The 11,631-nt window shown below is 68.5% G+C and carries 9 protein-coding genes; all 9 read left to right on the top strand.

Features of this window, described 5'->3' with window-relative positions:
• Positions 1-13 precede the first annotated feature (13 nt).
• The 9 genes from hisS to aroC all read left to right on the top strand — a co-directional run bounded on the left by hisS (position 14) and on the right by aroC (position 11,571).
• Positions 14-1,306: a histidine--tRNA ligase gene (hisS, locus tag WEE69_09535; protein ID MEX1145535.1), complete on the top strand. Its 1,293-nt coding sequence runs from the start codon at positions 14-16 to the stop codon at positions 1,304-1,306.
• Positions 1,306-3,051 (top strand): aspartate--tRNA ligase, encoded by a 1,746-nt coding sequence (gene aspS, locus WEE69_09540; protein MEX1145536.1) that lies wholly within the window; start codon positions 1,306-1,308, stop codon positions 3,049-3,051. Before hisS ends, aspS begins: the two co-directional genes overlap by 1 nt.
• Entirely contained in the window at positions 3,048-4,379 is a 1,332-nt protein-coding gene (locus tag WEE69_09545; protein ID MEX1145537.1) for a replication-associated recombination protein A, read from the top strand. The genes aspS and WEE69_09545 overlap by 4 nt, the downstream gene beginning before the upstream one ends.
• 10 nt (positions 4,380-4,389) lie before the next feature.
• Entirely contained in the window at positions 4,390-7,029 is a 2,640-nt protein-coding gene (gene alaS / locus WEE69_09550) for an alanine--tRNA ligase (GenBank protein MEX1145538.1), read from the top strand.
• 7 nt (positions 7,030-7,036) lie between these two features.
• Entirely contained in the window at positions 7,037-7,459 is a 423-nt protein-coding gene (gene ruvX, locus WEE69_09555; protein MEX1145539.1) for a Holliday junction resolvase RuvX, read from the top strand.
• 329 nt (positions 7,460-7,788) lie between these two features.
• Positions 7,789-8,787 (top strand): endolytic transglycosylase MltG, encoded by a 999-nt coding sequence (gene mltG, locus WEE69_09560; protein MEX1145540.1) that lies wholly within the window; start codon positions 7,789-7,791, stop codon positions 8,785-8,787.
• On the top strand, positions 8,784-9,611 hold the full coding sequence (aroE, locus tag WEE69_09565; protein MEX1145541.1) for a shikimate dehydrogenase: 828 nt from the start codon (positions 8,784-8,786) through the stop codon (positions 9,609-9,611). The genes mltG and aroE overlap by 4 nt, the downstream gene beginning before the upstream one ends.
• A gap of 5 nt (positions 9,612-9,616) precedes the next feature.
• Positions 9,617-10,300 carry an A24 family peptidase gene (locus WEE69_09570; GenBank protein MEX1145542.1) on the top strand — a complete coding sequence of 228 codons (684 nt, stop codon included), beginning with the start codon at positions 9,617-9,619 and terminating at the stop codon, positions 10,298-10,300.
• Between the two features lie 119 nt (positions 10,301-10,419).
• On the top strand, positions 10,420-11,571 hold the full coding sequence (gene aroC / locus WEE69_09575; GenBank protein ID MEX1145543.1) for a chorismate synthase: 1,152 nt from the start codon (positions 10,420-10,422) through the stop codon (positions 11,569-11,571).
• The last annotated feature ends 60 nt before the right edge of the window (positions 11,572-11,631 follow it).

Genomic DNA, 11,631 nt, shown 5'->3' on the forward strand with positions numbered 1-11,631 from the left:
GTACGATGCGGCGATGGCCGCGTCAGAAGCTTCTCCCTACCGCGCGCCGGCTGGCACCCACGATGTGCTCCCTCCTGAGTCAGCGCGGTGGATCGAGGTGGTCCGACGCTTCGCCGATCGGGCCGCCCGCTTCGGTTACGGGCTGGTCATCAACCCGATCTTCGAGCACGCGGAGGTCTTCGAGCGCGTCGGCGCCTCGACCGACGTCGTCCGCAAGGAGATGTACGAGTTCGAGGATCGGGGGGGCCGGCGGCTGGCGCTGCGCCCGGAGGGAACCGCGTCCGTCGTGCGCGCCTTCGTGCAGCACCACCCGACGCCACCGTGGAAGACGTGGTACCTCGCACCCAACTTCCGATACGAGCGACCCCAGAAGGGGCGCTACCGGCAGCACTGGCAGCTGGGCGCCGAAGTCCTCGGACTGGACGATCCTGATGTCGACGTCGAAGTCATCGCGTTCGCGCACGGCTTCTACACGGACCTCGGCCTGCGGAAGGTGCGCCTCTTGGTCAACTCCATGGGCGCGCCTGAGGACCGCGCCGAATACACCGACGTCTTGCGCGAGTACCTCTTGGCCCACGCCGAGGGTCTGGGTGACGAGTTCCGGACCCGCGCCGCGGAGCACCCGCTGCGGCTCCTCGACGCCAAGCAGGAGCCGTGGCAGGACGTCATCGAGCGAGCGCCGCAGCTCACCGAGCACCTCGGCGATGCGGCACGCGCCCACTTCGAACGGGTCCAAGAGGGTCTCGAGACACTCGGGATTGCCCACGAGATCTCGCCGCGACTCGTGCGCGGCTTCGACTACTACACCAGCACGACGTTCGAGTTCGTGAGCGACGCGCTCGACGCCGCGCAGGACGCGGCCGGCGGCGGCGGCCGCTACGACAAGCTCGCCGAGGAGATGGGCGGTGATCCCACGCCGGGGATCGGGTTCGGGATCGGGATCGAGCGAGTGCTCATCGTCTGCGAAGCAGAGGGAATCGCCCTCGGCGCGGCCGGCCCCGTCCTGGACGCGTTCGTGATCGACCCGGGTGCCGGCGCGGCCGCCACGCTCATGGTCGCCGCGCTGCGCGAAGCGGGGTTGCGCGCAGACCGCGCGTACGGCGGTCGCTCGGTCAAGGCTCAATGGAAGCTCGCCGACCGGTCCGGCGCGACCTATGGCTTGATGCTCGGTCCTGACGAGCTGGCCCGTGAAGTCGTCGCGGTGAAGGACCTCAGCGCGGAGTTCGGCGAGACGAAGCAGATCGAAGTGCCGCGTGAGCAGGTCGCGGGCTGGCTGCTCCAGCGCCGGGAGCAACGCACCCGATGATGCGCACCCACCTCGCCGGGGAGTTGAGACCCGAGCACCGCGGCGAGCAGGTGGCGGTATGCGGTTGGGTAGACGGTCACCGCGACCATGGCGGCGTGGTCTTTGTCGACCTGCGCGACACGGCAGGGCTCGTGCAAGTGGTGCTCGACCCGCAGGAAGTTCAGGGTGTCGACCCCCACGCCATCCGATCCGAGTACGTGCTGCGAGTCACGGGTGCGGTGCGCGATCGCCCGAAGGGCACAGAAAACGCTGACCTCCCGACGGGCGGCATCGAGGTTGCCGCGACGCACGTCGAGGTGTTGAACGCGTCCGAACCGACGCCGATCCCAATCGACGAGCGGGTGGAGGCCGACGAGATGCTCCGTCTGCGGTACCGATACCTCGACCTCCGGAGCAGTCGGCTCCAACGCAACCTCCGGCTCCGCGCCAGGCTCACCAGAGCATTGCGTGAGTCGCTCGATGCGCGGGGATTCGTGGAGATCGAGACCCCCTTGCTCATCGCATCCACCCCTGAAGGTGCGCGCGACTTCGTCGTGCCGTCCCGGCTCTCGCCTGGTTCCTTCTACGCCCTGCCCCAGAGCCCGCAACTGTTCAAGCAGCTCCTGATGGTCGGCGGCCTGGATCGCTATTACCAAGTTGCGCGCTGTCTCCGTGATGAAGACCCGCGCGCTGACCGCCAGTTCGAGTTCACCCAGCTCGACGCGGAGATGAGCTTTGCCGACGCAGATGACGTGATGGAGGTGATCAGCGCGGTCGTGACCACGGGGATCGAGGCCGCGACCGGCATCGAAGCGCCGAAGGTCGAGCGGCTCACGTGGCACGAGGCGATGGAGCGGTTCGGCACCGACAAGCCGGACCTCCGCTTCGGCCTCGAGCTGGTCGACGTCACCGAGGTGTTCGCTGCGACCGAGTTCCGCGCGTTCCAGGCCGACGTGGTGAAGGCGATCTGCGTGCCGGGAGCCGCCGACCTCGGCCGCAACCGCCTCGACGCGCTCATCGAACGCGCCAAGGACCTCGGCGCCGCGGGTCTTGTGTGGATGCGCGTCCAGGACGGCGGCACGCTCGATGCACCCGTCGCGAAGTTCCTCTCCGACGCTGAGTCCATCGGCCTGGTGGACCGAACCGGCGCAGCTCCAGGCGACCTCCTGCTGATCGCGGCCGGCGAGCGACCGGTCGTGCGGCGCGTCCTCGGGACCATCCGGCTCGACCTCGCGCGCCCGCCGGTGCACGAGGGCCCGCTGCGCCTGGTCTGGGTCGTCGACTTTCCGTTGTTCGAAGGCATCGAAGACGGACGCCCGGTGCCGGCGCACCATCCGTTCACCATGCCGCACCCCGACGATCTGTCGATGCTGACCGACCTGACCGGGCCTGAGCTGCTCGAGACGCGATCCCTCGCGTACGACCTCGTGCTCAACGGTTGGGAGCTCGGGTCGGGCAGTGTGCGGATCCACCGCCCCGACCTCCAGGAGCAGGTCTTCGCAGTGCTCGGCATCGACGCCGAGCACGCGCGGGCACGATTCGGCTTCCTGCTCGACGCGTTCCGGTACGGAGCGCCCCCGCACGCCGGCTTTGCCTTCGGCATCGATCGCCTCGTCGCGATCCTCGCCGGCGAGGAGAACATCCGAGAGGTGATCGCCTTCCCGAAGACGCAGTCGGGCGCCGATCCGCTGACGGGCGCACCAACGCCCATCGACCCTGGGCAGCTCACCGAGCTGGGTTTGACGGTGAAGCCACGAAGGAAATGACCGACCTGTTCAGCACCGCGGTCGAAGAGCGGCTGCGTTCGCGAGCACCGCTCGCAGCTCGGCTTCGCCCGCGGACGTTGGACGAAGTGGTCGGGCAGGAGCATCTGCTCGCGTCCGGACGACCGCTCCGAACGCTCATCGAGGCCGACCGCCTCTCGTCGGTGGTCCTGTGGGGGCCGCCCGGCACTGGCAAGACCACGATCGCTCGCCTCGTCGCCGTCGACACCGCGAAGGCGTTCGAGCCGCTCTCGGCGGTGAGTGCCGGGGTCAAGGATGTTCGCGACGTCGCCGAGCGCGCGCGGGTGAGGCTCGGTGAGCAGGGCCAGGGCACGATCCTCTTCCTCGACGAGGTGCACCGCTTCAATCGGACGCAGCAGGACGCTCTGCTCCCGCACGTCGAAGAGGGACTCTTCGTCCTGATCGGCGCGACGACCGAGAACCCGTTCTTCTCGCTGACCGGCCCGCTCTTGTCGCGCTCGACGTTGTTCCGATTGGAGCCGCTCGATCGGACAGCGCTGCGCACGTTGCTCATGCGGGCACTCGACGATTCTCGAGGTCTCTCCGGCGAGGTCGTGGTCGAAGAGGCTGCGCTCGATCATCTGGTCGATCGCTCCGATGGGGACGCCCGCCACGCCCTCACCTCCTTGGATGTTGCGGCCGCGCTGAGCCTTGAGGCCGGCCGCATTCGCATGTCCCTCGCCGATGCCGAAGCCGCGCTCGCACTCCGAGCGATCCGCTACGGCGACGATGAGCACTACGACGTGCTGTCAGCGTTCATCAAGAGCATTCGCGGCTCAGATGTCGACGCCGGCTTGTACTGGCTCGCTCGGATGCTCGAAGCGGGGGAGGACGCCCGGCTCATCGCGCGCCGCCTTGTGATCCTGGCGTCGGAGGACGTCGGCCTGGCCGACTCGAAGGGGCTGCTCGTGGCGGACGCGGCCGCGCGTGCGGTCGAGTTCGTCGGTCTTCCCGAGGCGCAGCTGAACCTGGCGCACGCGGTCGTGTACCTGGCGCGGGCACCGAAATCGAACTCGGTGACGATGGCGCTCGGCGCTGCCCGCGCCGACGTGCACGACCTGCCGGCGGGACGCGTCCCCGCGCACTTGCGCGACTCTCACTACGCGGGCGCGGCGGTCCTTGGCCACGGTGAGGGCTACCAGTACCCCCACGACGCGCCAGAGGGTTGGGTCGAGCAGCAGCACCGCCCCGACGAGGTGGCCGACCGACGCTATTGGAACCCCACCGGACGGGGTGCCGACGTCGTCGGGGGTGCTCCAGGAGACGACGCGCCCGGCTCCACGACGAGCCGTGAAAACACCGACAAGTAGCCTGGACCGGATGCCGCCGCGCACCGCCGACGAGCTCCGCACCGCGTTCTTGGAGTTCTTCGCGGCGCGCGAGCACACGATCGTCCCGTCGGCGAGCTTGATCCCGCACGACCGCTCGTTGCTCTTCACAAACGCGGGCATGGTGCCGTTCAAGCCCTACTTCGTGGGTGACGAAACGCCACCGCAGCGGCGCACGACCTCGGTGCAGAAGTGCGTGCGCGCCGGTGGGAAGCACAACGACCTCGAAGAGGTGGGTCGGACCAACCGCCACTTCACCTTCTTCGAGATGCTCGGCAACTTCAGCTTCGGGGACTACTTCAAGACCGAGGCGATCGAGTGGGCGTGGGAGCTGTACCGCGACGTGCTCGCGCTCCCGATGGACCGCCTCTGGGTCACCGTGCACGAGTCCGACGACGAGGCCGCCGACATCTGGCGCGACCGGATCGGGCTCCCGGCCGAGCGGATCCAGCGCCTGCACGAGGACAACTTCTGGCGGATGGCCGACACCGGCCCCTGCGGACCGTCGAGCGAGATCTTCTGGGATCTCGGTGAAGGCTTCGGGAGCGGCGGCGGGCCCGCGGTCGGCGACCCGAACCGCTTCATCGAGATCTGGAACCTCGTGTTCATGCAATACGACGCACAGCCCGACGGACACCTCGCCGCGTTGCCGAGCCGCAGCATCGATACCGGAGCCGGTCTCGAGCGGAACTTGCTGGTCCTCCAGGGCGTCGACTCGATCTTCGACATCGATGTGTTCCGCCCCCTGATCCAAGCGGCAGAGCAAGCGGCGAGCGTCACCTACGGAGATGACGATGACAGCGACGTCTCGCTGCGCATCTTGGCGGAGCACGGTCGCACCATGACCTTCCTCGTCGCCGACGGCGTTGTGCCGTCGAACGAGGAGCGTGGTTACGTCCTGCGTCGGATCATCCGACGCGCAGTACGACACGCCTTCTTGCTCGGCGCGTCGGAGAGCGTGACGCCACAGCTCGTCGACGCGACGGTCGCTGCGATGGGTGGCCCGTACCCCGAGATCGTCAAGAACCACGAGCTCGTGTCGCAGACCGTGGCGCGCGAAGAGGAGAGGTTCCGTCAGACGCTCGAGCGCGGTCTCGACATGCTCGACGGTCTCCTCACGCAAGGTGACGTGAGCGGCGACGACGCCTTCTTCCTGCACGACACGCTCGGCTTCCCGGTTGACCTCACTCGGGAGATCGCCGAAGAGCGATCGCGTCGCGTCGATCTCGAGGGGTTTCAGGCGCAGATGGAGGACCAGCGTCGTCGCGCGCTCGCCGCCCGGAAGGCGAGCACGGCGACCACGCCGACCGAGGCTTACCGAGAGCTCGCAGAGCTAGCAGGACCAACCGACTTCGTCGGGCGTCAAGAATACGAGACCGTCGGGGCAGAGGTGCGCGGCCTCGTCGCGAATGGCACGCGGGTGCCCGAAGCCTCGACTGGTGAGGTCGAAATCGTGCTCGACCGCACACCGTTCTACGCCGAGTCGGGTGGTCAGGTGGGTGACACCGGGACGATCACCACTGCGAACGGTGCGTTGGTTCGCGTGCTCGACACCCAATACGGGCTGCCGGACCTGGTCGTGCACACAGGCGAGCTCGAAGAAGGGTCGATCGCGGAAGGCGACGAGGTCACGGCTCGGATCGACGCCCCGCGCCGGGATCGCATCCGCCGTAACCACACCGCCACGCATGTGTTGCATTGGGCGTTGCGAGAAGTTCTCGGGTCCCATGTGCAGCAGGCCGGATCATTGGTCGCGCCGGACCGTCTGCGATTCGACTTCAGCCACTTCGAGGCGGTCTCTCGTGAGCAGCTCGACGACATCGAAGCACGTGCCAACGCGCAGGTCATCACCGATGCACCGGTTCGCCACTACGAGACCACGAAGGAGCATGCCGAGAGCCTCGGGGCGATCGCCTTCTTCGGCGACAAGTACGGCGACCTCGTACATGTGCTCGAAGCAGGTGAGCACTCCATCGAGCTGTGCGGTGGCACGCATGTACATGCGCTTGGGTTCATCGGACCGATCAAGATCGTGAGCGAAGGTTCAATCGGGGCAAACCTCCGCCGCATCGAGGCCGTCACGGGTGATGCTGCGCTCGCGCATATCCACCGTGAGGAGCTCGTGCTTCGAGAGACCGCGAGTCTGCTGAATGTGGGCCCAACCGAGGTCGGCGACCGCGTGGATCGCCTGCTCGCCGAGGTCAAGGATCTGCGGAGTGAGCTCGAGATCCAGCGACGCGGACAAGCCGCGACCGTTGCGACGAGCCTTGCCGCGTCTGCCGTCGATGGCGTGGTCGTCGCCAGACGCGACGGGCTCACGAACGATGAGATCCGGGGCTTGGCGATCGCGACGCGAGACGCGCTGGGCTCTGGCGTCGTGGGACTCGTCGGGATCACACCGGACGGTGAGAAGGCTGCGATCGCAGTCGCAGTGAGCAAAGACCTCGTCGAACGCGGCGCGAATGCCGGTGCGGTGTCCGCCGAGGCTGCGAAGGTGCTCGGTGGCGGGACAGGCAAGCAAGCCGATGTCGTCGCCGGTGGGGGGCCGAACGCGGGGGCGGTCGACGAGGCGCTGGCACTGCTCGGGCGGCGCGCCAAGGAGGCCGCCACCGGCGCGGCCGGCGCGAAGTAGGCCAGCGATGGCTCGAGTATTGGGCGTGGACCTCGGCGCGGTTCGCATCGGACTCGCGTGCTCCGACCGGAGCGGAACGTTGGCGACACCGCTGTCGGTCCTCACGCGCACGGGGGACCCGTCGCGCGACCATGCAGCCATCGTGGCTGTGGCTCGTGCGGAAGGTGCCGAGCAGATCGTTGTGGGCATGCCGGTCTCGCTCGATGGCACCGACGGACCCGCAGCGCGCGCAGCTCGCGACGAAGTCGATGCGCTCGCGATGCGTGCAGGTCCGGAGCTACCCGTCAGCGTCCACGACGAGCGCTTCACGACGGTCGGTGCCGAGCGTCGCCTCGCTGCGGTAGGGGTCAAGCGGCGCGCCCGGCGCAAGATGATCGATGCGGCGGCCGCGGCGGTCATGCTCCAGTCGTGGCTGGAGGGGGACCGATGAGCGGTTGGGAACCGCCGGACCCGAGAAACCCGAACCCGGGTGGTCCTGGCCCGACCGGGCCCGGACGACGCCAGGGGGCCGGTGTTCCCCGCGGTACGAGGCCCACCCGCGGCGGTGCGGCGGCACCGGCCGGCGGTGCGGCGCGCAGTCGCACGCGTCGCGGTGACTCGAGAAGGCCGGCACCACCGCCGTCCGAGGCTCCGACCGAGCAGATACCCGCCCTCGGGCGACAGGAGAGCGCGCCGGCGCGCACGCGGACCGGTGCTTCCCGATCAGATCGAAAGCGCGGCCGGCGGCGAAATGTCCGGGTCCTGGCTGTCGTCGGTGTGATGCTCCTCCCGTTCGTGATCGCCATCGCATGGTTCGCGTACCAGCTGCGACCCGGGTCCGACGGTCCACGTGTGACGATCACGATCAAAGAGGGGATGGGTACGTCCGAGATTGCCGACCTCCTCGCGCGCAAGGACGTCATCGGCTCCGGGCTCGCGTTCAAGCTCTGGACGACGATGAGCGGCGGCGGCCCGTACCAACCTGGATGCCACGACCTGCACGAGGGCTTGGGGGTACGCGGTGCGACCAGCCTCCTCGGCGCACCCGGCGGCGAGCTGATCAAGGGTAAGTGCGTTCTCCCGACGGAGGAGCCCGACCTCGAGCTGTTCCTTCCGCCCGGTCGCCGGCTCGACCAGATTGCGGCGATCGTGGGCGAGCTCACGGGTCGGGATCCGGCCGAGTTCCTCGCGGTCGTGAACTCCGGAACCATCCGCTCGAAGTACCAGCCCGCAGAGGTCACGTCGCTCGAGGGCATGCTCTTCCCCGACACCTACCTCATCGGCGCGAACTGGACGGACGAACAGATCGTGCAGCGTCTCGTGGACCGTTTCGACGAGATCGGCGACAAGATCGGTCTCGCGAACGTGCAGGGCCTCACGCCGTACCAGGCCATCGTGACCGCATCGCTGATCCAGACAGAGGCCAAAGTCGTGGACGACGCGCCCCTGATCTCCGCAGTCATCAGGAATCGGCTCGCTCAGGGCATGCAGCTCCAGGTCGACTCCACCCTGTGTTACGCGAAGGGTGGGTGCCCACCGCTGCCGACTGACGCCGACAAGACCATCGACTCGCCGTACAACACGTACCTGATCCCGGGGTTGCCGCCCACGCCGATCGCGAGCGTGACCGAAGCATCGCTGCGCGCGGCGCTGACCCCCGCGAACGTGCCGTACCTCTTCTACGTGATCGCGGACGAGGAGGGTCGCCACGCGTTCGCGACGACGCTCGAGGAGCACAACCGCAACGTCGAGGCCGCGCGCGCCAAGGGCTTGCTTTGACTCGTGCCCTCACGGGCGCCACGCGGGTGGCGGGGATCATCGGCGACCCGGTCGGTCACTCGCGCTCGCCAGTCATCTGGAACGCGGCGTTCGCGGCGGCCGACGTCGACTGGGTCTTCGTGGCGCTCCCGGTGCCTGCCGGCGGCGCTGCAGTCGCACTGGACGGGATGCGCGCGCTGGGGATCGCCGCCCTCACGGTGACCATGCCGCACAAGGCGGATGCTGCGGGGGCGTGTGACCAGCTCTCCGAGACGGCGACGCGGCTCGCCGCAGTGAACGCGATCACCAATGCCGACTCGCGTCTGATGGGGGACTCTACCGACGGGGAGGGATTCGTCCGCTCGGTGGCCGACCACGGCGTCGATCCGTCCGGCCGGCGGTGCCTCGTGCTCGGAGCCGGTGGTGCCGCGCGTGCGATCGCGCTCGCACTCGGTGACATCGGAGCCGAGGTGGTCGTCGCGGCGCGGCGTATCGGCGCGGCGCAGGCGGCGGCTTCGCTCGCATCGGGCGGTCGCGGTGTTTCGTTCGACGCGGTCAACGACGAAGTGTCGAGCGCGGATGTGATCGTGAACGCCACACCGCTCGGAATGGATGGAGAAGCGCCGCCATTCGATGTCGAGCTGCTCCGCCGCGACGCCGTTGTGGCCGAGACCGTGTACCACCCGATCGAGACCCCGTTGTTGGCTCGCGCCCGGGCCCGAGAGCTCCTGTGCATCGGCGGCGTCGGGATGTTGGTGCATCAAGCCGCGATCTCGTTCCGTGCCTTCACGGGCATCGACGCGCCCCTCGATGTGATGCACGCCGCGGCAGCACGGACGAGCTGACGACGATGCTCACCGCGTCCGCGGGTCTCGTCGGCCTCGTTGTCGGTGTGCTCCTCTGGGTGCTCGTCGAGCGTGTCCCCGCCCGGCACGCGGTCCTGACCAGGCCGTTCCCCGAGGTTGCTGGCGCGTTCCGCGAGCCGCTCGGGCTCGCGGTGGTGATCGTGACGGGTGCACTGTGGGCCGGTGTCGCGCAACGCCTGGGCGACGTGTGGGAGCTTCCGGCGTTCCTGCTCCTGGCGGCCGCGCTGGTGGCACTGTCGGCGATCGATCTTCGGCACTTCATCCTCCCGAATCGCATCGTGTTCCCGCTCGCGGTCGCGACGCTACTGTTGCTGGGTGGGGCCGCTGCCGCCGAAGGAGACGCAGACGCGTTCCTCCGAGCGCTCGCGTGCAGTGCCGGGGGTCTGTTCGCGTTCATGATTCTGCATCTCGCGTCACCGCGTGCGATGGGCTTCGGAGATGTGAAGCTGTCGTTCGTCCTGGGCCTCGCGCTTGGCTGGCTGGGGGTTGGAGAAGCGGTGCTCGGCCTGTTCCTCGGGTTCGTGTACGGCGCGGTTGTCGGGATGTTCCTGATCGCGACCAAGCTGCGTTCTCGCAAGGACCACGTGCCGTTCGGCCCGTTCCTCGCCGCGGGCGCGATGACTGCCGTGCTCGTCGGGGACGTCATCGTCGATTGGTACCGGGGATAGGAGCAGGTCGACGCGTCACCTGAAGTCCGCGGGCGCGCGATATCCCCGCCAGTATCCTTGTCAGTGGTTGCTCCGCCGCGGACGTCACCGTCGTCCCGGTCCGACAGACGAGGTCGAGGTTGCTGCGTTACCTGACAGCGGGCGAGTCGCACGGACCGGCCCTCGTCGCGGTCGTCGAGGGCCTCCCATCGGGCATGCCCATCACGATCGAAGACGTCGCCGCGGAGCTCGCCCGTCGGCGACTCGGCTTCGGGCGCGGCCCGCGGATGCGCATCGAGCAGGACGAGGTCGAGTTCCTCGGTGGTGTACGCCACGGGCGCACCCTGGGCTCGCCGGTTGCGATCGCCATCCGCAACACCGAGTGGCCGAAGTGGGCCGAGGAGATGTCACCGGCGCCGGGGAAGACGGAGAAGCCGTTGACCCGCCCTCGACCTGGCCACGCCGATCTCGTCGGCATGCAGAAGTACGGGTTCGACGACGCCCGCGACGTGCTCGAGCGAGCCAGCGCGCGTGAGACCGCGGCGCGGGTCGCTGTAGCCGCGCTCGCCAAGACATTGCTCGGGCACCTCGGTGTGCACGTCCTGAGCCATGTGGTGCAGCTCGGTCCGGTTCGCGCCGCGGCCGACCGTCGACCCAAGCCGGCCGATCTCGACACCGTCGACGGCTCACCCGTTCGATGCTTCGACCCCGACGCCGAGGCCGCGATGATCCAGGCCGTCGAAGCAGCCGCGAAGGATGGTGATTCGCTCGGGGGCGTCGTCGAAGTGCTTGCGTACGGTGTCCCGCCCGGGCTCGGGTCCCACGTGCACTGGGATCGGCGCATCGATGGGTTGCTCGCGCAGGCGCTCATGAGCATCCAGGCCATGAAGGGCGTCGAGCTCGGTGACGGCTTTGAATCCGCCGGCCGTCGAGGCAGCGAAGCCCACGACGAGATCCTGTGGGACGAAGATTCGGGCTACTCCCGCGGCTCGACACGCGCCGGAGGGACCGAGGGCGGGATGACGACCGGCGATCTGCTCGTGGCCCGCGTCGCGATGAAGCCACTCTCCACGCTCAACCGGCCGGTCTTGAAGACCGTGGACGTCGGCACCAAAGAAGAGACGGTGTCGTTCAAGGAGCGCACCGACGTGACCGCCGTGCCGGCGTCGGGAGTGGTCGCCGAGGCGATGGCGGCGCTCGTGATCGCGGGCGAGGCGACGCGAAAGTTCGGTGGCGACTCGCTTGCGGAGCTCGTTCGCAACCACGACGCCTACATCGCGTCGCTGGGATGAGACGCAGCGGAGCCTTGGCCGGATGGCCGGGAAGGCGGAGCGAAGTCGACCCGAGGAGAT

It is taken from the genome of Acidimicrobiia bacterium (assembly GCA_040881685.1).
Lineage (GTDB): Bacteria > Actinomycetota > Acidimicrobiia > IMCC26256 > PALSA-555 > SHVJ01.